Genomic DNA, 25165 nt, shown 5'->3' with positions numbered 1-25165 from the left:
GTCTAGTATGCGCTCTGCCCCTGCGTGTCCCAGGTGATGCACGCCCAGGATATGACGCGAAGGACGTCGAGGCAGAGAATGCCTTCGGGCAGGCCTTTTTTGTCGGGCTTGCCGGCATCGGGGTTTTCGACGATGTGCTCGGCGAGCCATTGCGAAAGGCGATCTTTGGCGATGGCCTTCTCTTCGTCAGAAAGCGGGGTGCCGCATCGTTCTATCATGCGGGAGAAGTCGCAAAGCGCCTCCTCATGGGAGTCGAACGTGTCTTTGCGCGTGGAATATAGATAGTCGACGCGAGGTTCGAATCCTTTTTGGGCAAGGGTTCCGAAAGCATACAGATAGTCCTTCGTGGGCGATACGGGAACGCCGATGGCGGAAAGTATGCGAGCGTCTACGTAAGGGGCTGTTCCGGTGGTCATGGTGATGCAGCAGTGGCGGCGCGCGATACGCGTGAGTTTGTCGAGCGCTTCGTCGAGGCGGGGGACGGTCATGGAGCGCGAGGCTATGGCGACGTCTACCATATTGTCCGCTAATCCGAAATGGGACCAGGTATCTTCCCATCTCATCTTGATGGCGTCGATGCGCACATCGTGCATGCGTGCATTTTCGGAGAGCTTCTCCAGCATCCCGTCGCTGAAATCGGCGGCAAGAACGCTGTGTCCTTGCTGAGCAAGAAGGACGTCTATGGTTCCCGTACCGCAGCCCATGTCGAAGACGGATTCGCCGGGCAGTATTCCGGCCTTCTTGATGAATTCTTCGGCGTAGGCGTTTTTTGCGTCCTTATTGTCGTAGCGGGCAGAGCGCTTGTTCCAGCCTTGGGCATCCGTCGGCTTCGGGCGCGTTTGCTGGATGAATTCCCATTCCTTTTCGAAATCGAGCATAAGGGGCCTTTCGCCGTGGGTATTATTCTCATATATGATAACGCGAAGGGCGGGTTTCGTTGCGCCCGTTTCTGGGTGCTTTCCCTTTTCGTGTGCCTTTATTTTGCCCGTAGTTTGCGTGGTACAATTGAAAAGCTTGTAGGTATTTTTAATAGCAGGCTTATTCTCAGAAGGTCTGCGGCTCGAACGAAAGGGAAGAACCCCATGCAACCACGTGAAGAATTGACGCAGCTCATAGGCGCTGCCCTGGATGCGGCAATTGCATCCGGAAAACTTCAGATGGAAAAAGCCCCCGAAATCACGCTCGAGCGACCCCGAGATGAGGGCCATGGCGACTGGGCATGCACGGCGGCAATGCGCTGCGCGAAAGAGGCCAAGCGCAATCCTCGCGAAATTGCACAGGATATCGTCGACGCCCTTCCTGAGAACATCCTGGTGAACAAAGTCGAAATTGCAGGTCCCGGCTTTATCAACTTCTACCTGAACAACAACGCGCTGCAGGATGTGGTTTCCAAGGTTCGTTCCGAAAAGGGCGATTACGGCCGTGGCACGGTTCCCGAGGGCAAGCGCAAGATCAACATCGAGTATATTTCCGCAAACCCCACCGGTCCTATGCATGTAGGCCATGGTCGCTGGGCCGCGCTTGGTTCCGCTACGGCGAATCTGATGCGCCATGCGGGTTATGACGTGTTCGAGGAGTTCTATATCAACGACCACGGCGTGCAGATGGACAAATTCGGTCTGTCTATTGCGGCGCGCTACCTTCAGCAGCTCGGCCACGAAGACGCTGAGGTTCCCGAGGGCGGTTACAACGGCCTCTACGTCAATGACATCGCCAAGGAAATCATCGACCGCGACGGCAACAAGTGGGAAAACGCCGACGAACATGAGCGCATGGTGGAATTCCGCGAGTATGGCTACGCTTACATCATGAAGATGTTCCGCGATATCACGACTCGCTTCGGCAACCACTTCGAACGTTGGCAGTCCGAGCGCGAGATGTATATTCCCTCTGACGAGTTCAATGGCCAGAGCCCCTTTGATTTCTGCCTGGGTAAACTGCGCGACAAGGGCGACATCTATGACGCCGAAGATGCGGTGTGGTTCCGCTCTTCCAAATACGGCGACGAAAAGGACCGCGTTGTTCGCAAGGCTGACGGCGACTACACGTACTTCGCCTCCGACGTTGCGTATCATTACTGGAAGAAAATGCGCGGGTTCGATCACCTGATCGACATCTGGGGCGCCGACCATCACGGCTACATCGCCCGCGTTGCGGCCGTTTTGTCGGCCATGGGCTATCCCGGCGCGCTTGAGGTCATGCTCGGCCAGCTGGTCAACCTGTTCCGCGACGGCAAGCCTGTGCGTATGTCCAAGCGTACCGGAGAGATGATCACGTTCGAAGAGCTCATCGACGAAGTGGGCATTGATGCAACGCGTTACTACATGCTCAGCCGTTCGAGCGAGCAGCCTATCGACTTCGACATCGATGTGGCGAAGAAGCAAGACGCCTCCAACCCGGTTTATTACGACCAGTATGCCCATGCTCGCATTTGCAAGCTGCTGCGCGACGCTTCCGGCCACTCGGGCGAAGAGAACCTGGATATGGACGCCGTTGCTGCCGAGTGCATTCCTTCAGACGTCGATTTGAGCGTGCTCACCGACCCGTCCGAGTTCGCCCTTATGCGCAAGATGAGCGAGTTCGGCGACCTGATCAGCCTTGCCGCCCGCGACCGCGCTCCGTTCCGTCTGACGCATTATGCGCAGGATCTGGCAAGCCTGTTCCATCAGTTCTATACGAACTGCCCGGTGCTCAAGGTTGAGGACGAAAACCTCAAGAACGCCCGTTTGGCCCTTTGCGACGCTACGCGTATCGTCATGTCCACCACGCTGGGTATTCTGGGTATTTCTTCGCCGCAGCGTATGTAATGATCGCCTGACGTGCGTTTTCGAAAAAGATAATGTCTTTGCCGGGTTCCGATGCGTCGGAGCCCGGTTTTTTATCATGAGGGGGATGGGTATGAAGCTGATACAACTCGATAAGGAGAACTTCGACGAGCTGGTTACAAATTCCGATAAGCCTGCGATCGTGGAATTCTTCAGCCCCGGATGCGGTCCGTGCAACGCGCTCGCAATGCTTCTCGAAGAGGTGGCCGATATGCATCCAGAGGTGCGCTTCGCCGCTATGGATACCGTTCGTTTTCCTGATGTCGCCTGGGCGTTCGATGTCATGGCGGCGCCGACTACGGTGAAATTCGTCGAGGGGCGAATGGTCACTTCGGTGGCAGGCTACGTTCCTCGAGAGCGCATAGAGGAGCTTTTGCTCGAGTAATTGCCGGGTCGAATACAGGGCGGCTTGCGTTGCGGCTCAATGCGCCGCCGCAGCGATGTTCAGCGCCGCTGTGGTTCTTCGTCCTTCTGCCCTTTGAGTTCGGCTTTGTTTTCGGCGACGTCCAATACGATATCGATCATGTCTTGCCGATCACGTACGCCCAGTTTCGTGTAAATGTGGGCCACGTGGGACTTCACGGTGTTCTCCGCCAAAACGAGCTCTTCTTGAATGTAGGTTCGCGTGCGGCCTTGCGCCAAAAGCACAAGGATTTCGCTTTCGCGTGGTGACAGCTTATAGGCTTCGGACACTTCGGCGCAGCGTTTTTCTAGCGCATCCATCACGTTCGTCGCAGAAGGAGAAGGCTCGTTTTCGCCTTCTCGTTTATTCCAGCTGTAATGCATCGACGCCATGGCGAGTACGTAGATGACGACGATGACAATAAGGTTTTCAACGGCGTCCGCATTGCCGAGGAAAAGCACCCATGCGATAGATCCTGCGGAATACAGCGATGCCCCTATGCCTATGACTCGATACGAAGGCGTTGCGGAGATGTCCAGAAGAATGGAGACGACGGCCCAGAACATAAGATGGGAAAACGAATCGTTGAGCCTCATCAGGGTGTCGAGCAGCGCGGGGTCGGCATGAGGGTCTCCTGCAAGAATCATCGACACGGAAAGCGTGATGATGATGGTCACGAAAGACGGCTGAAAGCGCAGTCGCAGCGACCAATTCGCCGTGCGTCCGAGGGCGGCGTATGAAAAGACGGCGAGGCCCGCGGCATAGCCGAGCCAAAGCAACGGGTTCGATGTCATAGAGGGCTCTCCATCGGCATCCATGTGCCCTTCTCCCCAAAGCCCCACGAAGCTCAGGCTTCGCACGGTCGCAAGCAGCAGAGAAGCCGCTGCTATGAGGATGAGCGCGCTGCTCGTGTCGCTTCGTCCTTCGGCTGCGGAAGGGGTGCGCGGCCGCGAGGGGATTCCAAATACCGTACGTCCGCTGCCCTTCTCGCTGCTTCGCTGTTTAAGTGCGGCGTGGCGGGCGCATTGGAAAAGCGCTGCGGACAGGATGGGCATCAAAACGACGATGGACACCTGTAGTTCGGCATGCAGGGAATGCTCCACGAATGCGACGAGCATGGGTTCGACGATAAGGGAAAACGCCAAGCAGGCGATGGTACAGGAATAGGTTTGCGTTCGTGCAAGAAGCAGGACGAATCGGGCGGTAAGCCAGAAGTATCCTATGCCGAATAACAAAAGTCCGCCTATGGAGAGAACGGCGGGGGAGAAAGCGCTTTGGCTTGAGGCGATGGCGAAACACGCCGTTCCCATGCAGGCAAGAAGCGCTACGGCAGGCCACAGGGATGCGTCAACCTCGCGCGCTTTTCTCGGCAAAACGGTGAAAACCACGCTCATGACGAGGATGCCCATAAGAAAGAATGCGCGTGGATTCACGGGAACGTCCAGGCTTGCAAGGGCGTTGGTGAAGCCGGGCGTATGCCCTGCGAGCGTACACCACGTCAGGTTCACGGTAAGGCCGACGGCGGCGAAAAGCGCGCAAAAGCCGGCATCCTTGAAAGATGCGAGCATTTCCCCTCCCCTGGTTGTGCAACGAGGCCCGAAGACGCGCCTTTTCGATGCGAGGCGTTTTCGATGTGTGCAACATTGTCCGTTAAAACGGCGGAGCTGTCTATCGCGTCCTTTCGAGCGAAAGCTCGAAAGGACGCTTTTCTCGCATCAACCAAAACGGGCTATGTCCTCTACCAGGCATTTAGCGCGGATGTGTTGATGCGCGCGCGTATAGCGCAGCGGTATTGTCCTGTGCGTAAGGCGGGCTTTGGAAAGCCCGGAGGGGGCGACGGCGGGTTCGTTTTCGACAGGGCGAAGCGAGCCAGCTGTCGCGAAAAGAGAAGGGGGAATGATGAAGAAGGTGACGAAGCGTGGCGCCATGGTGACAGGCATCGCGGCAGTGCTCGCAGCGTCGGCTCTCATAGTGCCTGCTTTTGCTGCTGACTCGGCTTCCACTGCGGACGAGATCGTCCGAGGCGGAGAGCCGGACGGCGACGTTCAGTATCCTGGCAAGGAATACATCGTCGAAAACTACGAGAAGTGGGACCAGATCGCTGAGGACTACGCGCCTGAAGTTCGCCAGCTTCCCAACGGCAAACTGGTGCAGCGTACGCCGAGCGAGTACGAGTGCCCGCATTGGATGCAGCAAAGCTGGACCATTTCGTACAACACGTACTATCTCGACGCCGACAAGAAGGGGTGCAACTCCTGCCATGCCGACCTCAACGAGATGATTATGGGCATGGAATACCGTCATGCAGTGCTTCCTAACAAAGATCTCGAAACGTACAGCGATGTCGAACAGTGCATCACCTGCCATCGCGACAACGGCGATGAGTTTGGCCGCTTGATACACGGCATCCATTTCAACAGCCGTAATACCGAGAAGTTCTCCGAAGGTCTCAACGGCACGTGCGATTCCTGTCACAGCGCTACGGGCAACGGCGAGGGCCTTCAGCTGTGGGAGAACGTGAAGTACGAGGCGCTCGGCGATAGCATTACGACGGTCGAAAACGTCGAGGGAACATTCAATTTCACGCAGGACAAGGTTCAGGGCATGGACGATCTGTATAGCTATGATTTCGTTCACGGCTACTACGACCACATGCGCTACGCCTGCAGCGAGGCGGCTCTCAATCTTGAGCTTCCGCAGAGCATGATGGACGAATGGGAAATCACCATCGAGGGTAATGTGCCCAATCCCTACACCGCAAAGCTCGTTGATCTAATCAAAGAGGCCGAAGAGGCCGGCGTCGTGGTGACCAAGCCTTCCAAGATGGTCTGCGAGCTCAACCCCATCGGTGGCGGCGGCATCGGCCAGACTGAAATCACGGGCATTCCTGTAAGCTGGCTTATCGAGCGTGCGGGCGGCATGACCGAGGGGACGAATTCTGTCCGCTGCGTGCGTGCCGACGGCTCCTCCAAGAGCGGTATTGACGTCGCCAAGCTCGAAGACAATTATCTGGTCTACAAAATGGGCGGCGAATACCTTGATGCCCGTCGTGGCTTCCCCTGCACCAACTGGGTTGAAGGCTATGACGCGCAGATTTTCAGCAAGCAGCTTTCTGGCTACATGGTTTCTTCCGACGTCATGGACGAGCGAGTATGCGGTCAGGTGAACCAGGAGGATGCGCATGTGAACCGCCCGAACGCAACGATCTGCGGAACTCCCGAGGGCGTCATTATCGAGACGGGCAAGCCCTATACCTTCCAGGGTTACGTGGACGCGTTCGACCATAAGGTCAAAAGCATCGAATTCTCCATGGACCACGGCGAAACGTGGACAACCTACGACCTCGGGGACACCGATGTGAATCGTTGGATCTGGTGGACGTTCGAGTGGACCCCGCCCGAGCATGGCGCATATTGCCTAAGCGTGCGCGCCACCACTGAAGAGGGCGAAGTGAGCTATCGCGAGCACGAAGTCATGGTGAACGCGAAGGACGAGTTACCGGCAGAAGACAAGGTCATCAAGGCCGGCGGTCCCGATTCCGATCTGCCCTTGATGTTCTCGACCGGCCTTGAGAACGAAGCATAGAGCGAAGGAGCGTTTTCTTATGAACAAGAAGAAAGCAATGGCTGCAGGAGCGGCTGGTGGCGCCCTTCTGCTGGGAATGACCGGCGTTGCCGTGGCGGCGGGCGGTCCTGCGATCCTGGACGGTTCGGATGCCCCCGAGGGCGCGACGCACGAAAACAACGGGTATCAGATTGATTCCCATACGTTGATGCTCGAGGAGAGCGACTATACCAAGATTGCCAACAAGGAGGGCGCGTTCTTTTTCAACCAGGACGGCGTGACCCCTAATGACGAGTTGTTCAACGTGTTCGGCACGGCCATCACCTCGATGTGTTCCAAGCCCGCTAACGAGCTTATGGCGGGAGAGCCCGCCGAAGGCGTGGCGACGTATTATGTCAACGTCGGCGGCAATATCAAGGAAAACTTCTCCGTGAACCTCGAAGATATGGAGGACGAATCCGAGGAGCAGACCATGGTGTGCTCGTGCGCGACAGGCGCGCCGTTCGGCCAGGCCGCTGTGGTGGGCGTTCCGCTTGCAGCCGTGATTGATATGGCCGACCTGGAAGACGGCGTGAACACGGTGACTGCCTACGGCGTTGACGGCTTCGGCCAGGCGCTGCCTTTGCAGTACTGCCTCGACCGCGACGCGCTGCTGGTCTACGAGGTTAACGGCGAAAAACTCCAGAGCGAAGCCGGCCCTTCCGCCCAGCTGTGGATGCCCGAAACCGTGGCACGTTACTTCACGCGCAACGTTGTCGACATCAAACTGACTGCCGAAGAGCGGGTGCCCGATGTGCAATCTGTCGATCCTGCGTATCGCAACAAGATTGAAATCATGAACAGCGCCGACGGCTGCGTGTTCTTCGCCGGCAACTCCATTACGTTCGAGGGCGTGGCGGACGATCTGGGCAGCCCCATCGAGGCGATCGAATTCTCCTTCGACGGCGGCGAAACCTGGACCGAGTGCCCCACCGAAGGCGCTACCGCCGACAAATGGGTGAACTGGCAGTTCGAGACTTCGTTCGAAGAAGCAGGCGAGTATCAGCTCACCGTTCGCGCTCGCACGACTGACGGAGTGGTCTCTCCGCTCGAAGCGAGCCTTTCGTTCGAGGTTCTGTAACCTTTCGGGCGGTTCTTGCCGAAGCTGGGCATGCTGAAGACGAAATCGCGGCTCTGCTCTTGATTTGTCTTCGCATATTCTCGTACGCCCGCGCGGGCGACGCCCCCTCCTTTTCGTCGCCAAGAGCGCTTGCGGCCCCTTTTGCTATCCGTGCGAAAGGGGCCGTTTGTCGTTCGCGGACGATTACGCCTGCTCTACGACGTCATAAAGGCTTCGCCGATCGCTTACTCCGAGTTTACGGTAGATGTTGCTCACATGGTGCTTCGCGGTTCCTTGCGCAATGACCAGCTCGTTGCATACGTCTTGTACGGTGCGTCCGCGCACAAGCAGACCGAGTACCTCGGCTTCGCGCGACGTCAGGCCGGCGGACTTCACTATCGCGTCGCAACGCTGCGAGAGCGTGGGTCTTTCGTCGTCGAGCGACGTACGCGGGGTTTCGTAGCATTGCTGCAGGTCGGTCTGCGTGAATAAAAGCGTTCCTGCGATGGCGAGCACCCCCAGGCACAGTGCGGCAAGGGTAATAAACGAGGCGTCCCAGGCCATGTGCGGCATCATGGTTGCTCCGGCAACCGACCCGAGGAGCGTTCCGCTGCGCGATACGAATACGGCGGTTCCGAAAATGCGCGTAGTGGGGATTTTGCACCGAAACGCCAGGTCGGTCGATGCAAGCATCAAGAACATGTCAAGGCAGTAGATTCCCATGGCAATGAGGCCGTTGCCTATGAAGGCGAACGACGGTGGCAGCGCTATGAGGGCCATCAGCCCCGCCGCCATGGCGGGTATGACGGGGCGATAGAGCGCGGCGGTTTCGGACGGCGGTGCGCTGAGGGTGAGATTAAGAGCGAACGCCCCTATGGCGATGCCAGCCACGAACATAGTCATGCCCATGAAGTTTCCCGAAGAAGCGTTTGCGGCGACGTGAGGAACGATGTTTTGGCTGATTCCCCACACCATGCTGAGAACCAGCATGAACGCGATGGCTTTTATGGAGGAGACCCTGTTGATTGTATGAGGCGAAAGTCCTTGCATTCTTTTAGGCTCGCTTTCGCACGAATGAAGAATAGTCGCCGAAAGCAAAGGGAAGGTGCAGACCAGAAGACCTGCGAACGGATGGGGGAGGGCGAAGACGCCGAAGAAGAGCAGGAATGCGAATGCATAAGAGAGGTAGAGATGCCTTCCGACCCGCCCCGTTGCAAGCGTTCCCCAGAGCTCTCCCCACATCATGAGAAGCGATGCATTGCCGAAGGATATGCTTGTGAGCGAGAAGACCAGGGCGACAACTTCAAGGCTTGGGTCGCTGAGGTACGGTGCGAACATCAAGACGAGCGTGCCGAAGGCCATGGAGAAAGACGACCCCATGAGGTCGAACGGTCGCTTGGGACGCAAAGCGCTTTTCTCGCTTGCCGCCATGACGACAAGGTAGCCAAGCGTCGTGCACGCTATGGCGAGGGTCTTGAGAGAGATGCCCGAATGGGGCGTATCGTCGATGATGGCACTCGAACAGAAAGCGGCCATTTGCCACGCCTGCCAAAACCCGAGTCCGATTAGATGATGTCGCGCCAGGCTGCTCGTGTGCGCTGCGGGCTGTCCCATTACTTCCCCTCCTGTTTATTCGAATGCAGGCGATTATAGCGTTTTACCTGATGGATGCCATATGGTCCAATTCGGCCCATATGGCGAAATGGGTCGCAGCGCCGATTGGGCGCGGCAGCTGTCCGTGGCATGCTTCATCTGTCGACGCAAGAGGAGACAAAACAAAAAGGAATGCTCTTGCGGCGTACAAAATCCAAATACAGGAGGAGGGAATCATGAACGAAGGGATTTCGCGTCGTAATTTTTTGACCGGTGCGGCATTTGCCGGGGTTGCCGCAGCGGGCGCCGGGCTTGTCGGCTGCTCGCCTTCCCAGGGCGGCGGCGAAGGGACTTCTGGCTCCGAGACCGCTGCAACGGGCGAGGCTCGCTATGAGTGGGAAATTGCCCCGGAACCTATCACCGATATCGCAAAGACGGTCGATACCGACATCCTGGTTATCGGTGCAGGCCTTGCCGGTTGCGCAATGGCATGCTCTGCTGCCGAAAACGGCGGCAAGGTGACGGTTGTCGAGAAAACCTCGAGCTGGAATGGGCGCGGCGGCGGATTCGGCGCCATCAACTCGCGTTATATGGACGAGCTGGGCATCAAGGTTGACAAGGTGAACGCGAAGCAGCATTGGATCGCTCAGTGCGCAAGCCGTGCCAACGAAGACCTCATCGTCAAGTTCTTCAACAATTCCGAAGAGGCTAGCAACTGGCTGCTCGACAAGGTGGAGGCCATAGGCGGCAGCGCCATGGTGGGTGCGTTCTACAGCCACGACGACGTGTATGCCGAACAGCCCGGGTACCACATGCTCATTCTTCCCGAGGATAGCGGTCTTACTTCGACGGGTTTTGCCGGTGCTGAGATTCTGTACAACGGCGCCGTTGAGGCTGGTGCGGAGTTCGTGTTTGATTCTCCGGCGGTTCAGCTTGTCAAAGAAGGCGAGAAGGTGACCGGCTGCATTTGCGAGACGTCCGAGGGCTATGTGCAGTACAACGCGAGCAAGGGCGTGGTGCTGTGCACGGGCGATATCGGCGGCAATCTTGAGATGTGCAAAGCGTACGCTCCCATTTGCGTCGAATACGGCCAGCCGCGCAGCCAGTACACGCCAGTGGGCATGAACACGGGCGACGGTCACAAGATGGGCATGTGGGCCGGCGCGCAGCTGCAGGATCTTCCGTTCCCGACGATGATGCACCCGCAGGCGTTTTGCTGGTTCCACGGTCCGTTCTTGTTCGTGAACGACAACGGTGAGCGCTTTATGTGCGAAGACACGTGGGTTCAGGGCAAATCCCTGGCCATCAACCGTCAGCCCAATGGCGAGGCGTGGTCTATCTTCGATGCGAACTGGGAGACCGACTTGGTGGACGGCCTTCCGTATGGCGGCGGCATGTTCTGGGATAGCTTCCGCCCGTATGGTTCCGACCTGAGCCTGGCTCCCGAGTACTTCAAGACCCAGATTCCCACCTATATTGAAAGCGGCATGGCATATCAGGCGGACACGCTTGACGAGCTCGCCGAGAAGATCGGCTGCGACGCCGAGACGTTCAAGGCCACGGTTGAGCGTTACAACGGCATGTGCGAGGCGGGGGAAGACACGGACTATTACAAAAAGCCCGTGTTCCTGACGCCGGTCAAAGAAGGCCCGTTCTATGCGCTCAAGGTCGGTCCCGCGCTGCTTGCGGTTACGGGCGGCCTGAAGACCAACGTAGATTTCCAGTGCCTTGATGCCGAAGGAAAGCCCATTGAAGGCCTGTATGCGCTCGGCAACTGCCAAGGCGACATCACTGCGGTGGACTATCCGATCAACGTTGCCGGCAACAGCCACGGCCGCTGCATTACCTACGGCTATCTGCTCGGTCGAGACTTGGCGAAAGCGTAGGCGCAAGCGCGTGAATCAATTCTCGCAAACGCATACCCCCTCCCTTACGCGTTTGCTTTCACGAAAAGGGGCGAGCCGTTTGGCTCGCCCCTTCATTTGTTTGCCGATGGCGGTGATTGCCGCTGCGCGTTTCGATGAAGACGATGCATTTCTTATTCGGCTGCGTGTCCGAATTCCACTTGTTGGCAGTTAGCTTTGCGAGACTTTCTCCAAAACGCGATCCAGCGCTTCCACGAAGGCGTCCGCGTGCGATTTTTCGCAAATCAGGGGAGGAAGCAAACGCAGCGTGCGCGGGCCGGTTGCATTGAGGACGAACCCTTCGTCAAGCATGGCGGCAACGATATCGTGCGCGTCGGGCATTCCTTCTGCGAGGTCGCATCCGATCATGAGGCCTTTGCCGCGCACCTCGACCACGTGGTCAAGCGCGGAAAGGGCATCGGAAAGATACGCGCCCACTTCTTTGATTTTTTCGCGATAGCCGCCCTCGTCAAGCTCGGAAAGAACGGCATGGGCGGCGGCACAGGCGAGGGGGCTTCCGCCGAAGGTGGTGCCGTGGTCTCCTGGGCGGTATACGTCTGCGATTTCCGCCCGTGCGGCACAGGCGCCCATGGGTACGCCGCCCGCAATGCCCTTCGCCATGGTGAAGATGTCGGGGACAACGTCGAAGAGCTGGAAGGCGAAAGGTGCTCCGCAGCGGAAGACGCCCGTCTGTACTTCGTCGCAGATCATGAGCGCGTCGTTTTCAAGGGTGAGGCGTCGAACGGCCTGCATGAACGATTTCGTCATGGGGTGCACGCCGCTTTCGCCCTGAATGGGCTCGAGCATGACCGCGCAAATGTCCTTGCCGTGTTCGGCGAAGATGCGCTCGAGCTCGTCTTCGTTGTTCGGGGTGCAGGGGAGAAAGCCGCCGGGCAGGGGCTGGAAGTCATTCTGGAGGCGGTCCTGCATGGTTGCGGCAACCGTTTCAAGCGTGCGTCCGTGGAAGCTTCCCCTGAGGCAGACGATGGTGTTGGCGCTTTTGCCTGCGCGTTTCTGGCGAAGGCGAGCGAGCTTCATGGCGCATTCGTTGGCTTCGGCGCCGGAATTGGCGAAAAACGTCTTCCAGGCGACTTCCTTCCCCGATGCGGATTCGTCGGCACGTTCGGCGGCGTCGGCGCGTTCGTTGGCAAGTTTGTTGATGAGCTCGGCCACTTCGGCGCGATGTTCTACGTAGAAGTAGTTGGAAACATGCAGGAGATTTCCGGCCTGTTCCTGCAGCGTCTTCGTCAGAACGGGGTGGTTGTGGCCAAGGCTGCATACGGCAATGCCAGCGAGGAAATCGAGGTAGGTTTTACCGGTGGAATCGGTAAGCTCCATGCCCGAACCCTGTACGAATTCGACATTGTTGCGGGCAAAGGTGGACATGACGTAGCGGTCTTCGAGCTCTTTTACATGGGCGATCGATTGGGATGGCGCATTCATGGGGTTCTCCATTCTCTAGGGTCTGCCATACCTGATGGTGCGGGTGATAGGTCGGTGGTTGCGGGCGCGGCGTTGGCTAAGGGATACATGCGAGCAGCTCAAGGCCGGTGTTTTCGGGCAGGCCGCATACGATGTTGGCACATTGGACCGCCTGGGCCGATGCGCCTTTTCCAAGGTTGTCGATGGCGCACATGCACACGGCAACCTGCTCTTCCTCGTTGACCGATACGTTGACGTGCGCGCGGGCCGTTCCTTCGACCGACGCGGTTTTGGGCCACACGCCTTCGGGAAGCACGGAAACCAAAGCTTCGTCGGCATAGTGCTTTTCGTAGAGCGCGTGAAGATCGCGGGTTGTGGTCTGCTTCGCGAGGGGAATGTAGACCGTGGAAAGAAGTCCGCGGCGAAGCGGTGCGAGATGCGGCGTGAAAATGACATGCACCAGGCCACCGTCGTCAAGGCGCGGATGAAGGCGGGCGTAAGCCTGGGCTATTTCGGGTGCATGGCGATGATGGGGAAGCCCGTACGCTTCAACGGATTCGTCCGCGGAGCAGAAGTGGGTCTTTGCCGTGGCTTTGCGTCCGGCTCCGGTGACGCCGGATATGGCATCGATGATTACGGGGGATGCCTCCTGCGCAAGCCCTGCGTGCATGGCGGGCGCGGCGGCGAGGATGGATGCCGTGACGTAGCAGCCGGCGCACCCTACGACGACGGCATCCCCTTGGGCGTGTTCTTCGGCGAGGCGGACGAGCTCTGCGCGCATGGTTTCGGGTTGGCCGTACACGGCGTGTTCGAGGAGTTCCGGCGCGGTGTGGGTGGTTTTGTAGATGCTCTCGTAACGGTCCTTGTCGGAGAAGCGGAAGTCGGCGGAAAGGTCGACGACGGAAACGCCTGCTTCCGCAAGCCGTTGTGCATGCTGCATGCCAGCGGTGTGGGGAACGGCGGTAAACACTACGTCGCAGGAAAGCAGCGATTCGTCATCATGGGGTACGAGGGTTGTCTTGGGATAGGCGTGTTCAAGTGCTGGGTAAAGCTTGCCTATTTCGGTGCCCGCTTCGGCTCCTGCCGTAAGGGCGACCGCCTCAAAGACGGGATGCTGCGCGATCAGCCTGGCAAGCTCTGCTCCGGCGAATCCTGTTGCGCCGACGATTCCTACGCGTATGCTGTCCATCATGGCCTCCGTACCCCAGTGTATTCGTGACTATGCATTTTACAGCATTAAAATTCATAGTTATCCATTGAATTGGAGTAATGTCGGGCTCAAATACGCCTTTAGGCACTCTCCATGCGATCGATGATTTCCTGGCGCGAATGCAGGTCGGTTTTAGCGTAGACGTGCTTGATGTGCACGCGCACGGTTGCGGGCGTGATGAAAGGTCTTCGGCAATTGCCTGCTGGGTTTTGCCCAGGGCATAAAGCGCTATGACCTCGGCTTCACGGTCGGACAGGCCGAATTCTTCCTTTAGCTTTTCTGCATCGTGCAAGATGAGCTCCTTGCGCATGGAAGCGCTGCTGAGCTGCGTTCCTTTCAGGCCAAGGAGCTTTTCAAGGCGCTGCGTGTTTTCCTGCGCGGCTCCTGCGTCGCTGTATGCCGTTTTAAGAAGCCGGATGAACACGAACGGCGAGTCCCCGCGCCGCTTAAAAACGACGATAGAAGTAATTTCTCCGCTGTTTTTTGGTGGTGATGGCCGCCGTACCGCTGACTTTCGTCATGTAGCGGGCCGCATGGTAGCTTGTCGGGAAAGAGCAGACTAGGCGCTTTGGCGCCAGAGAGACCGGGCATCCCCCGGTCTCTCTGCATGTATGCAGTCAACAGGTTCGTGCATGCGGCCATCGGCTTCGACGGGTCGAGTCTGTGCTTGCGGGTGCTTCGTGTTTTCCGAGGACTTCGGGCCTTCTCGAGGCGCATCGGGCAGGCGGCTGCGAAATGTTGTCGTGCGTTTATGGTTTCTAAAAGAAACCGCATGTCATATGCGGAAAATGCACACATTTTTTCGTTAATTTTTATTGACGGGACGTTGGGTCATTTTTATACTGAAAAAGTTCGCTTTCAAAAGCCCCGTACTTGCTGCGCAAAAACAGGGCACAGCGCTTAAGGAAGTCCAGATCCGGCGGCGTTGGTTTGGCGTAGGAACCCGAACAGTCTTGTTGCCAGCACTTTTGAACTAGAACAAAGATTCTATTGGAGGATACAGTGAAGACGTATTACGCAAAGCCGCTTGAGGTTGAGCGCGAGTGGGTCGTTATCGACGCCACCGACCAGGTTCTGGGTCGTGTTGCCGCTAAGGCTGCCCATATTCTCAAGGGCAAGCATAAGCCGCAGTACACTCCCCATGTTGACACCGGCGACTTCGTCATCATCGTGAATGCTGACAAGATCCGCATGACGGGCACCAAGGCTACCAGCAAGGAATACTACCGTCACTCCGGTTTCCCCGGCGGCTTGAAGATGGAGACCTTCGCTGAGGCCATGCAGAAGCATCCCGAGCGCGTTATCGAGCATGCTGTCAAGGGCATGCTTCCCAAGAACACGCTTGGCCGCAAGCAGGGCAAGAAGCTGAAGGTGTACGTCGGTCCTGAGCATCCGCATGCAGCTCAGAAGCCTCGTGAGATCAAGATGGAGGAGAACTAACAATGGCAGGTGAAGCAATCTATTACGGCACTGGCCGTCGTAAGAACGCCGTTGCTCGCGTCCGCTTGGTCCCCGGCACCGGCAAGATCACGGTTAACGGCCGTGATGGTCAGGAGTACTTCGGCCGCGAAGCTCTCGTGAACTACGCTGCTGCTCCTTTCAAGGTCACCGACACCCAGGGTCACTTCGACGTCATCGCTCGTTGCAATGGCGGCGGCGTGTCCGGTCAGGCTGGCGCTCTTCGCCACGGCATCAGCCGTGCTTTGCTCGAGGCTGGCGAGTATCGCCCCGAGCTCAAGAAGGCAGGCTTCCTGACTCGTGACCCCCGTATGGTCGAGCGCAAGAAGTACGGCCTCAAGAAGGCTCGCAAGCGCCCGCAGTTCAGCAAGCGCTAAGCATTACATATATCTGTATGCTTCAGAAAGCCCGCTTCGGCGGGCTTTCTTTGTGCATGGAGTATTTTGGACAATTGCGCAACGATGCATAGGCTGGTCCTTTGTGGTGTCGGGACGGTATCGACCCCGCTTGAGGCCGGCTCGTCGATGCTGCAGCGAATAGAATCGAAAGAATACGCGCTACTGCATCCATCGGCCTTTCGGGCATGGATTGCATGCATGCGTGGTTTCGGAATGCGAAAGAAGGTTAATCGTGGCTGGGAAGACAAAGACGAAAAAAGAGGTGAAATTCCGTCACGGACTGCTCGCCTTCGCTCTGCTTGCGGCGGTCATGTTCGGATGCGTCGTAGGCCTGGGGTCGGAGCCGCAGATTCCCATGGTCGCGGGTTGTGCTATCGCGGGCGCTATCGCGATGTATTTGGGCAACAGTTGGGAGGAGGTTCTCAACGGCGCCATGAAGGGCGTTCTCGATGCCATGGAGGCTGTTCTTATCCTGATGTGTATCGGTATGCTCGTGGGTACGTGGATTCTCTCCGGCACCGTGCCGACCCTTATTTACTACGGGCTTAGCGTAATCAGCCCTGAGCTGTTTTTGCCTGTGGCATTTTTAGGAACGCTCCTGGTGGGCATCGTGCTGGGGTCGTGGGGCGCTGCCGGCACAATTGGCATTGCGTTCATGGGCATTGCCGCTGCGCTTGATATTCCGCTCGGCATGGCAGCGGGTGCCATCATCGCCGCTGCTTATGTGAGTGAAATTGCCTCGCCTCTGACGGACGGCCCAGTGCTGTGTGCGGCCATCGCCGACGTAAGCGTGTTCTCGCTGTGCAAAAAGTTCCTTCCCATCGTGATCGCGGTATGCCTCGTGAGCGTCGGGCTGTATTTCTTTATTGGCAGCACGCTAGGAACCGGCATGACGGAGGCAGGCGCGAGCCAAGTCGATGAGCTGCTTTCCGCGCTTGACCAGTCTTACGCGATCGGGCCTGTGACGTTGATTCCTCTCGTGGTTATGATCGCCTGCATCGTAATGCAGGTCCCTGCCATTCCTTCATTTTTGCTCGGTGTGCTTCTGGCCATTGTCGAAGCGGTGTTGTTGCAGGGGGCTGACCTGGGCGTTGCCGTGGCCGCAGCGAACACCGGCGTGGTGAGCGAGACGGGCTTCGAGGTGCTCGACAGCCTGTTCTCCACGGGAGGCATCGAAGAGATGCTGCCGACCATTTCCATCGTGATTCTGGTCATGGCCTATGTGGGTATCCTCCAGCATACGGGCCTCATGCAGTCGCTTATCGAGCCCATTACCTCGAGGCTTAAAAGCTTCGGGTCGCTTGCTGGGGCAACCGTCGCGAGCGGCGCCGCATTCAACGTGCTGCTTCCCGATCAATATCCGGCTATCGCGCTTTCGTGCAAGATGTACGGCGATGCGTTCAAGGAGCGCAAGGTGCCGGGCGAGGTATGGAGTAATATCGTGAATTCGAGCGCGGGAATCACTTCCGTTCTTGTTCCGTGGAACACCTGTTCAATCTACATGGTCACGATTCTCGGCGTGGCTTGCGTAGAATACTTGCCCTTCGCCTTCTTCTGCTATCTCTATCCTATTGCAGTCGCCATTGTGGCGGTTCTGCTCGGAAAACGTCTTGGCTGGACGGCTTGCGCCGAAAAGCCCGCGGCTTAGCCTCTTGCGTTCGGCGGCTCCGACGTCATGTTCGTCCGAAACCACCGGATATCTTTGGGAGCCTTCTTTCGATTTGCGAACGCGTCGCGGTGGCTTCAGAGCTCTGCTCAGGGTTTGTCGGGTCGTGTTTGTGCTTGCGCGTTAAATGGGTCGAGGCGTTTTGCGTTGGTTCGCTTCGTTTGCATGGTCAATGTGGCTGAGTATGGAGAAACGCGGACGCTCTTTTTGCGGCGCGTGGTCAAACGAGGGTGATATGGAGAATTCTTCCCTTGATTGCGAAGAACCGTCGTCGCTCTGAACAGGCAATATGCAATTGGCTGTTTTCAGGTCATCTTAGTTGAGCGCTTTTCGATGGGTAAACGGGCGTAATACGGCGGTGAACGGCAAGCATCTTTCGCCATATTAGGGGTTTTTGACCATGGATGCTAAACAGGACGGAACTACTTCGCCACATGATGCGTTTTTGGCCAATTCCGGAATCGATTGCTCATCGTCAAGAAGGGGGCTTTGCGAGAAACGAAGAAAGCCGCCACTGTGGCGGCTTTCTTGCATGCGGGATAATTCAGCGCGGGTGCGCGGGTGCGCGGGTGCGCGGGTGCGCGGGTGCGCGGGTGCGCGGGTGCGCGGGTGCGCGGGTGCGCGGGTGCGCGGGTGCGCGGGTGCGCGGGTGCGCGGGTGCGCGGGTGCGCGTTTCGCCGGGGGCTCTATTTCTCGTATGCCAAGTCGGCAGGAGTCCAATCGCGCAGAATGGGAATCATCTTGCGTGCGATATTCTTAGCACCCTCGAGGTCTTGTTCGCGGTAGTTGCCGCATTCAACTTCGGTTGCGCCGGGAACGTCGCCTTCGAAATCGGCGATGAAAGCCAGCATGTCGTTGATGAGATCGATGGCAACGGCAGGTTCCATATTGCGTACGAGGAAGTAGAATCCCGTGCGGCAGCCCATAGGTCCGACGTAAATCACCTGGTCGGACAGTTCCGTGCTGCGAACATAGGTGGCAAAGAGGTGCTCGAAGCTATGAATGGCCGCGTAGGGGAGATAGGTGCCGCAGTTCGGCTTCACCATGCGAATGTCGTAGGTGGTGATGTCGCCGTCGACGCGGGAGGTGTACATGCCCTCGACGAGTTTGGTGTGGTCTACCTGAAAGCTTGCAATCTGCTTCAATTCCATAGGGTGCTCCGTTTCGCGCTAAGAGGCCCCTTTGCGGGACGCTGCGTATCTTTTGGTCGTCGTACAGAATAGCGCACTCAGAGGGAAAGCGCGCGTTGCGGGGGCGTGTTGCCTCGCAACGGGGAGAAGCCGTGCATTGTGGGGCGTGTTGCCTCGCAACGGGGAGAAGCCGTGCATTGTGGGGCGTATTGCCTCGCAACGAGGAGAAGGCCATGTGTTGCGGGCGCGTATCGTCGGATGGCGAAGGGCGGGCGCGCTGCGGGGCAAACGGGAAGAGGAGCGTGTCGCTGAGCCGTTCGTTTGCGACGTTCGTGCATGTTATCCTGTTCGTCATGAAAACGAATCGAAATACACGCGGCGTTTTGCTGGCTCTCATCGGGGGCACGGGCTGGGGTTTTTCTGGCGCATGCTCTCAGTATCTTTTCGCTCAAAACGTCGATCCTTTATGGGCATCGGCGGTGGCTATGGCGGTTGCCGGTGCCGCTTTAATGCTTTATGCCGCAACGCGCAGAAGAGAATCGTTGCGCGCATTGTTCTCGAACCCGCGCTCCGTTGCTCGGCTGGTTCTGTTTTCCCTGGTAGGACTCACGCTTTGCAGGGTGACGTATTTGCTGGCCATTCAATATTCGAACGCGGGCACGGCAACGGTGCTGCAATACGTCGGCCCCGTTCTCATCGTTGTGGCGTCGTGTTTTTCAAAACGCCGTCCTCCAAGCGCGAAGGAGGCCGTTGCGGTTGCGTGCGTGGTGCTGGGAACGTATTTGCTTGCCACGCATGGCAACCCCTCGACCATGGCTTTATCTTTCGAGGGCGTGTTCTGGGGGCTGTCCGCCGCCGTCGCCGTGGCAATTTACTCCCTGCTTCCTGGGTCTCTCATGAAAGAATACGGGAGCGTGTCAGTTGTCGCATGCGGCCTGCTTTTGGGCGGAGTGGTGCTATACCTAGGTGCTGGCTGCTGGAACCGGGCTCCTGATCTTGACATTGCGGGGCTGCTCGCCATGTACGGCGGTCTGACGGGCGTCGGCACGCTCGTGGGATTCGCGGCATATTTGACGGCCATCAACGACATCGGCGCCGCTCGCGCAAGTCTTCTTGCAAGCGTCGAGACGGTTTCGGCAACGCTATGCGCGCTCTTGTGGCTGCGGACCGAATTTGTAGCGATGGACATGATCGGGTTCGTGCTAATCATGGCAACGGTCTTTCTTTTGGCGAAGAAAGGCGATGCAAGCCAAGGGAAGAAAGCCATTCGAGAGGGCGACAAAGACTCGCTGGAAGGGAAAGGGAGTTTCCAATGATGCAGCCTCCCCGTATTGCGGGCGGTATTCTTGCAACGGTGCTTGCCGCGGTGCTGTTTTTCGTCGTGGTGGGTATCTGCGCGCTGTTCCAGGGCGGCGTCATGTCCTATCTAGGGTTCGAATACGAATCCGTCGGCGCGTTCTTCCTCTTTTTCTTTTTGGGGTATCTGATTTGCACCCCGTTTGATTTCATTGTCGAGGCAATCCCCGTAGCGCTTTTCAAGATTGGCGCGTTGAAAAACGAAGGGGGCGTAGGCTTTTACGCGCTTCACACCGCCGCAGACGCGCTTTTCACGGCTGGCTGCCTTGCGGTGGTCGATGTCTTTATGGATTCCGTGTCTGCATCATGGGCGGCGCTTGCCGTCTCTTCGCTGGCGCTTGCGGTTGTCGATTCGTGGATAGATTACCGCTTCATGAAGCGGTTGTCCGATGCGGGCGAGATGGGCGCAGGCAACTAGCGAGCGCAAAGAAGAGGCGACCCCCGGCGCCTCGGTCTGCCCACGTTCGTCGGCGCGTGAACGCTCTTTTAGCCTGCAGTGGTAGAATGTAGGAGTTCATTCACCTGAAAGGAGCACTTCATGGCTCGACTTTTCGGAACCGACGGTGTGCGCGGCGTCGCAAACGTCGATTTGACGTGCGAACTCGCATACCGTTTGGGACAAGCTTCCGTTGCATTCATGGGCAAGACCATCGTGCTCGGCAAGGACACGCGCAAAAGCGGCGACATGCTGGAAGCGGCCGTTGTTGCGGGCATCACCAGCGCCGGTGGCGACGCTCTGCTTGCCGGAGTGATTCCCACGCCCGCCGTGGCGCTGCTTACGCGCGAGCTGCACGCCGACGGCGGCATCGTCATCTCCGCTTCTCACAATCCGCCGGAGTACAACGGCATTAAGTTCTTCGACGCTCAGGGTTTCAAACTGCCTGATGCCGTGGAAGACGAAATCGAGCAGTTTATCGCCGAAGGCGGTCTTGAAGGTGCGGTCGAGCGCGTGCTCAAGCAGGGAGAAGAAGCTTCCATGCCCGCAGGCGCCTTGGTAGGCGTTGCCGTGGAGGTCGAAGATGCCTGCGAGATGTATATCGATCACGTGGTGAATTCCATTCAGGCCCAAGGCATCGATTTTTCGGGGCTGCATGTGGCGCTTGATACTGGCCACGGCGCTTCGTCTCTTACCAGCGCAGAAGCGCTTCGCCGCCTAGGCGCCGAGGTGACGGTCATCAACGACGACTTCGATGGAAACGACATCAACGTCGAATGCGGATCGACCCACCTGGGTCCGTTGTCTGAGCTTATGGCGGAAAGCGGCGCCGACGTGGGCATTGCTCACGATGGCGATGCCGATCGCGTCATGATGCTTGCCGTTGACGGCACAGAGATTGACGGCGACATGATGGAGGCCGTGCTTGCCGTTGACCTGAAGAATCGCGGCTGCCTGCCGGGCAACGTCGCCGTTTCCACGGTCATGACCAATCTGGGCTTCGTGCATGCAATGCGCGAAGCGGGTATCGAGGTGCTTCAGACCAAGGTGGGCGATCGCTATGTGCTCGAAGCCATGCGCGAAGGCGGCTACGTCCTTGGCGGCGAGCAGTCGGGCCACATGATTTTGCTCGAGCACAATTCCACGGGCGACGGCCTTATGACGGCATGTCAGTTCCTGGCGGCGGTTCGTCGAAGCGAAAAGCCGGTCGAGGAGGCTATCAAGGTCATGACTCGCTTCCCCCAGACGCTGATTAACGTGCGCGTGAAGGACAAGCATGCGCTTGACGGCAACGAGGCAATCTGGGGCGCCGTGCGTACCGCCGAAGAGGCCATGGGGGATTCCGGCCGCGTGCTGGTTCGCACTAGCGGTACCGAACCTTTGGTGCGCGTCATGGTGGAGGCTGAAACGCAGGATGTGGCCGACGCCCATGCTCGTACCATCGCCGATGTGGTAGAGGCGCAGCTGGCGTAAATTCGTTTCGTATGTACAGAAGGCTGGTGCAACAGGATTGCGCCAGCCTTCTTCGTTAATTCAAGATGCGATTGTTGTCAGTCGGTGTTGCGGAGGTATTTCAGAAGCGCCCTGATGCCAAGGACAAGGGCTACAATGAGCAGCACTCCGATAACGAGGGGAATTGCGAAGACGGCAGAAGTGATTGCCAATTCGGGAAAGCCGAGCCCAAAAACTTTCATCATGGCTCCTTTCTATCCTGATATGCATATTGTACCAGCTCAAATGCGCCCCAAGGCGCTCTAGCAAGGTTTTCTGGCTATGAATGAATGGGCTTCGAAAGACGAAAGGGGCGGTATGCGAAAGATGCACGAAGAAGGTGGCAGGGGCGCTCAGGCGTTTGCCGCACCGGATTGCATCGAGGTGCGCGGCGCGCGGGTTCACAACCTGAAGAATATCGACGTCGATATTCCCCTGGGAAAGCTTGTGGGCATTGCGGGCGTTTCCGGCTCGGGCAAAAGCTCTCTTGCCTTGGGCGTGTTATACGCCGAAGGCTCGCGCCGCTACCTCGATGCGCTTTCCACGTACACACGTCGCCGTATCGCGCAAGATTCTCGTCCGCAGGTCGACGAAGTGCTGCACGTGCCCGCGGCCATTGCGCTTCGTCAACGCCCGGGCATTCCCGGCGTTCATTCCACGTTCGGCACCTCCACGGAGCTGTTGAATTATCTTCGCCTTCTGTTTTCGCGCGTAGCGGAGCACGTGTGTCCCCACGGCCATTACGTGCCGGCTTCGGTGAATGTGGCGCTTGAGAGGCCGCTTGCGTGTCCTGTCTGCGGCGCGGAGTTCTTCGGCCCTGGCGCCGAAGAACTAGCGTTCAACAGTGCGGGCGCCTGTTCTGCGTGCTCGGGCACAGGCGTGGTGCGCGAAGTGGACGAATCCACGTTGGTACCGGACGAATCGCTGAGTATCCAAGACGGCGCTGTGGCTTCGTGGCGTCAGCTCATGTGGTCTCTCATGCCGCAGGTGGCGCAGGAGATGGGCGTGCGCATAGACGTGCCGTTTCGCGAATTGACCGAGCAAGAGCGCGATATCGTATTTCACGGTCCTGCGGAGAAGCGCCACATTATCTACCAGTCTCCGAAAACGGGCCAAGTCGCCGAGCTCGATTTCACGTATTTCAACGCGGTCTATACCGTTGAAAATTCGCTTTCGAAGGCAAAGGACGAAAAAGGTCTTGCTCGCGTGGCGAAGTTCCTGAAAGAAGGCGTTTGTCCCGATTGCGGGGGAACGCGTCTTGCCGCCCGCGCCCGCGCGCCGCGTATTGGCGGCGTTACCTTGCCGCAGGCAAGCGCGATGGTGCTCGATGAACTTTCGGCATGGGCGGCTTCGGTTCCCGATGCGGTGCCCTCCGAAGTGCGCGATATGGCACGCGCGATCGTAGGCGAAATGGCCGAGCCCATGCGGCGCCTGCAGCAGCTGGGCTTGGGGTATTTGAGCCTTGATCGTGCAAGCTCATCGCTTTCGACGGGAGAGCGTCAGCGCGTACAGCTTGCTCGTGCCGTGCGGGGTCGTACAACGGGTGCGCTTTATGTTCTTGATGAGCCGTCCATAGGCTTGCACCCCTCGAACGTCGACGGTCTTTTGGGCGTGGTGGACGATCTTCTTGCCGACGGGAACTCCGTGGTGCTGGTCGACCATGACGTAAGGGTGCTTCGCCATGCCGACCATCTTGTGGAGATAGGCCCCGGATCGGGTGCGAACGGCGGTCACGTCATAGCGCAGGGGTCTCCGTCGGAGCTCATAGAGTGCCCTCGGTCTCGGACGGGCGCGTTTCTTTCGGGCGGCCGGCGCGTGCGTGTGCGCAATCGTGCGGAAAAGGCGACCATGTTCGACCTTGGCTGCATCGAGCTTTCGACGGGCAAGATGCACACGGTCAAGCCGCTTTCGGTGCGCATTCCTCGTGGACGCCTTGTGGCGGTGACGGGTGTTTCCGGCTCGGGGAAGACCACGCTGGTTCTCGAGGGGCTTGTGCCCGCGTTGCGCGCGGTCGCCGAAGGCGCGGCAATGCCGAAGCATGTAAGGAGCCTTGAGCCGGCTGGTATCGAGCGTGTTCATCTGATTGACGCGAGTCCTGTAGGGGCCAATGTGCGCTCGACCGTAGCGACGTATTCAGGCGTGCTTGACGATTTGCGCCGCGCGTACGCGAAAACGCCTGTGGCGCAGGAGCGAGGCCTTAAAATGGGCGCATTTTCCTACAATACGGGTTCGCTGCGTTGCGAAGTCTGTGATGGAACGGGTCAGGTTTCGCTTGACGTGCAGTTCCTTCCCGATGTGGACATGCCGTGTCCCTCGTGCGGAGGTTCGCGCTATGGCCGCGAGGCGTATGAGGTGAAGCGAACGGTTTCGGCGGGCCGGCTAAACGGCGCCTCAGACGTTGAGGTTGCCGGCGCTTCGTCTGAATCGGTCGCATGCGAACAGGAGGTATCCCTTCCTGAGCTTCTTGCCATGACGGTGGATGAAGCGTGCGGCTCTGTTGCGGGTTTGCGCAGCGTTAAGACCAAGCTCGACGTTCTGCACAATTTGGGGCTGGGATACCTCACGCTCGGCGAGGCGACGCCGGCGCTTTCGGGCGGCGAAGCGCAGCGCCTGAAGCTTGCGGGGGAGTTGACGCGCAGCCAGGACAATGCATTGTTTGTGTTCGACGAACCTACCATCGGGCTGCATCCTCTTGATGTGGAAGTGCTGTTGGACGTTTTGCAACGTCTGGTTGACGCCGGTGCCACCGTGGTGGTGATTGAGCACGACCTGGATATGATCACCAACGCCGATTACGTGATAGATCTAGGGCCTGGTGGTGGCGAGGACGGCGGTGAAGTTGTGGTGTGTGGCACGCCCGAAGACGTTGCATCGTGTGAGCGAAGCGTGACGGGGCGCTATATCAAAGAGGAGCTTGAGCTCTAGCGTGCTCGTGCGAAGCGCAGCGTTCGGTGCGTGCATGCAGGTTGGACGAGCAGGAGGGCTCCGTGTGGGGCGCGGTGTTTGGCGTGCGGATGCGGAGGACCTCGAAGGGGGTTTGGGTCCCGCGGCCGTGCGACGCGCCTCCCGTGACCCCCTTCGCTCTTTCTACCGCTTGCAGCAATCTTGAGCCTCTGGTGTTACGAATATTGATTAAGTAATACCCTTGCTTTATGGTGTTACGAGTTTTGAAAAAGTAACACTCTTGGGTGCGGAGCAAATCCGCGCCGC

At 58.2% G+C, this 25165-nt stretch carries 20 protein-coding genes; 12 read left to right on the top strand and 8 right to left on the bottom strand.

Annotated elements, in window-relative coordinates; translation table 11 throughout:
• Window positions 1–2 precede the first annotated feature (2 nt).
• Window positions 3–878: a class I SAM-dependent methyltransferase gene (locus HMPREF9451_RS07135; protein ID WP_051000988.1), complete on the bottom strand. Its 876-nt coding sequence runs from the start codon at window positions 876–878 to the stop codon at window positions 3–5.
• Window positions 879–1082: 204 nt separating this feature from the next.
• Between HMPREF9451_RS07135 and argS the strand changes: the two genes are divergently transcribed.
• Entirely contained in the window at window positions 1083–2807 is a 1725-nt protein-coding gene (gene argS / locus HMPREF9451_RS07130) for an arginine--tRNA ligase (RefSeq protein WP_040626137.1), read from the top strand.
• Between the two features lie 91 nt (window positions 2808–2898).
• Entirely contained in the window at window positions 2899–3210 is a 312-nt protein-coding gene (locus tag HMPREF9451_RS07125) for a thioredoxin family protein (RefSeq protein ID WP_009139630.1), read from the top strand.
• A 59-nt stretch (window positions 3211–3269) separates the two neighbouring features.
• Here the strand turns inward: HMPREF9451_RS07125 and HMPREF9451_RS07120 are convergent, their stop codons facing one another.
• Complete coding sequence (locus HMPREF9451_RS07120; RefSeq protein WP_009139629.1) at window positions 3270–4796, bottom strand: response regulator transcription factor; 1527 nt, start codon at window positions 4794–4796, stop codon at window positions 3270–3272.
• A 328-nt stretch (window positions 4797–5124) separates the two neighbouring features.
• On the opposite strand from HMPREF9451_RS07120, the gene HMPREF9451_RS07115 reads away from it, so the two are divergent.
• Both HMPREF9451_RS07115 and HMPREF9451_RS07110 read left to right on the top strand, forming a co-directional pair.
• Entirely contained in the window at window positions 5125–6813 is a 1689-nt protein-coding gene (locus HMPREF9451_RS07115; RefSeq protein WP_009139628.1) for a molybdopterin-dependent oxidoreductase, read from the top strand.
• A 19-nt stretch (window positions 6814–6832) separates the two neighbouring features.
• Window positions 6833–7912, top strand: coding sequence for a molybdopterin-dependent oxidoreductase (locus HMPREF9451_RS07110; RefSeq protein WP_009139627.1), 1080 nt, complete (start codon window positions 6833–6835; stop codon window positions 7910–7912).
• A gap of 183 nt (window positions 7913–8095) precedes the next feature.
• Here HMPREF9451_RS07110 and HMPREF9451_RS07105 read toward each other — a convergent pair whose 3' ends face one another.
• Window positions 8096–9505, bottom strand: a complete 1410-nt coding sequence (locus HMPREF9451_RS07105) for a helix-turn-helix domain-containing protein (protein WP_009139626.1) — start codon at window positions 9503–9505, stop codon at window positions 8096–8098.
• Window positions 9506–9720: 215 nt separating this feature from the next.
• On the opposite strand from HMPREF9451_RS07105, the gene HMPREF9451_RS07100 reads away from it, so the two are divergent.
• The gene (locus tag HMPREF9451_RS07100; protein WP_009139625.1) at window positions 9721–11370 is read left to right on the top strand and encodes an FAD-dependent oxidoreductase; all 1650 of its coding nucleotides are present in this window, start codon (window positions 9721–9723) and stop codon (window positions 11368–11370) included.
• 189 nt (window positions 11371–11559) lie between these two features.
• Here HMPREF9451_RS07100 and HMPREF9451_RS07095 read toward each other — a convergent pair whose 3' ends face one another.
• The 3 genes from HMPREF9451_RS07095 to HMPREF9451_RS10265 form a co-directional block, all read right to left on the bottom strand.
• Entirely contained in the window at window positions 11560–12831 is a 1272-nt protein-coding gene (locus HMPREF9451_RS07095; protein ID WP_009139624.1) for an aspartate aminotransferase family protein, read from the bottom strand.
• A gap of 76 nt (window positions 12832–12907) precedes the next feature.
• The gene (gene argC / locus HMPREF9451_RS07090; RefSeq protein WP_232204096.1) at window positions 12908–14002 is read right to left on the bottom strand and encodes an N-acetyl-gamma-glutamyl-phosphate reductase; all 1095 of its coding nucleotides are present in this window, start codon (window positions 14000–14002) and stop codon (window positions 12908–12910) included.
• 98 nt (window positions 14003–14100) lie between these two features.
• Complete coding sequence (locus HMPREF9451_RS10265; RefSeq protein WP_148508705.1) at window positions 14101–14199, bottom strand: LuxR C-terminal-related transcriptional regulator; 99 nt, start codon at window positions 14197–14199, stop codon at window positions 14101–14103.
• An 823-nt stretch (window positions 14200–15022) separates the two neighbouring features.
• Between HMPREF9451_RS10265 and rplM the strand changes: the two genes are divergently transcribed.
• From rplM to HMPREF9451_RS07075, 3 genes are all read left to right on the top strand, one after another.
• Window positions 15023–15460: a 50S ribosomal protein L13 gene (gene rplM / locus HMPREF9451_RS07085; RefSeq protein WP_009139622.1), complete on the top strand. Its 438-nt coding sequence runs from the start codon at window positions 15023–15025 to the stop codon at window positions 15458–15460.
• A gap of 2 nt (window positions 15461–15462) precedes the next feature.
• Window positions 15463–15855: a 30S ribosomal protein S9 gene (rpsI, locus tag HMPREF9451_RS07080; protein ID WP_009139621.1), complete on the top strand. Its 393-nt coding sequence runs from the start codon at window positions 15463–15465 to the stop codon at window positions 15853–15855.
• 253 nt (window positions 15856–16108) lie between these two features.
• Entirely contained in the window at window positions 16109–17524 is a 1416-nt protein-coding gene (locus HMPREF9451_RS07075) for a Na+/H+ antiporter NhaC family protein (protein ID WP_009139620.1), read from the top strand.
• 704 nt (window positions 17525–18228) lie between these two features.
• On the opposite strand, the gene HMPREF9451_RS07070 is transcribed toward HMPREF9451_RS07075, so the two are convergent.
• A complete protein-coding gene (locus tag HMPREF9451_RS07070; protein ID WP_009139619.1) occupies window positions 18229–18693 on the bottom strand; it encodes an S-ribosylhomocysteine lyase in 465 nt (154 codons plus the stop codon).
• 281 nt (window positions 18694–18974) lie between these two features.
• Between HMPREF9451_RS07070 and HMPREF9451_RS07065 the strand changes: the two genes are divergently transcribed.
• The 3 genes from HMPREF9451_RS07065 (at window position 18975) to glmM (ending at window position 21937) form a co-directional block, all read left to right on the top strand.
• A complete protein-coding gene (locus HMPREF9451_RS07065; RefSeq protein WP_198001812.1) occupies window positions 18975–19988 on the top strand; it encodes a DMT family transporter in 1014 nt (337 codons plus the stop codon).
• Complete coding sequence (locus tag HMPREF9451_RS07060; protein ID WP_009139617.1) at window positions 19985–20446, top strand: YrvL family regulatory protein; 462 nt, start codon at window positions 19985–19987, stop codon at window positions 20444–20446. Before HMPREF9451_RS07065 ends, HMPREF9451_RS07060 begins: the two co-directional genes overlap by 4 nt.
• Before the next feature lie 120 nt (window positions 20447–20566).
• Window positions 20567–21937: a phosphoglucosamine mutase gene (gene glmM / locus HMPREF9451_RS07055; protein WP_009139616.1), complete on the top strand. Its 1371-nt coding sequence runs from the start codon at window positions 20567–20569 to the stop codon at window positions 21935–21937.
• 77 nt (window positions 21938–22014) lie between these two features.
• On the opposite strand, the gene HMPREF9451_RS09865 is transcribed toward glmM, so the two are convergent.
• Window positions 22015–22161, bottom strand: a complete 147-nt coding sequence (locus tag HMPREF9451_RS09865) for a hypothetical protein (RefSeq protein ID WP_156789201.1) — start codon at window positions 22159–22161, stop codon at window positions 22015–22017.
• 121 nt (window positions 22162–22282) lie between these two features.
• On the opposite strand from HMPREF9451_RS09865, the gene HMPREF9451_RS07050 reads away from it, so the two are divergent.
• Window positions 22283–24880: an excinuclease ABC subunit UvrA gene (locus HMPREF9451_RS07050; RefSeq protein ID WP_148508699.1), complete on the top strand. Its 2598-nt coding sequence runs from the start codon at window positions 22283–22285 to the stop codon at window positions 24878–24880.
• Window positions 24881–25165 lie beyond the last annotated feature (285 nt).

Source organism: Slackia piriformis YIT 12062 (assembly GCF_000296445.1).
Taxonomy (GTDB): Bacteria; Actinomycetota; Coriobacteriia; order Coriobacteriales; family Eggerthellaceae; genus Slackia; species Slackia piriformis.
The sequence above is the reverse complement of the archived record's forward strand: the minus strand, read 5'-3'. Positions and strand labels throughout refer to the sequence as shown.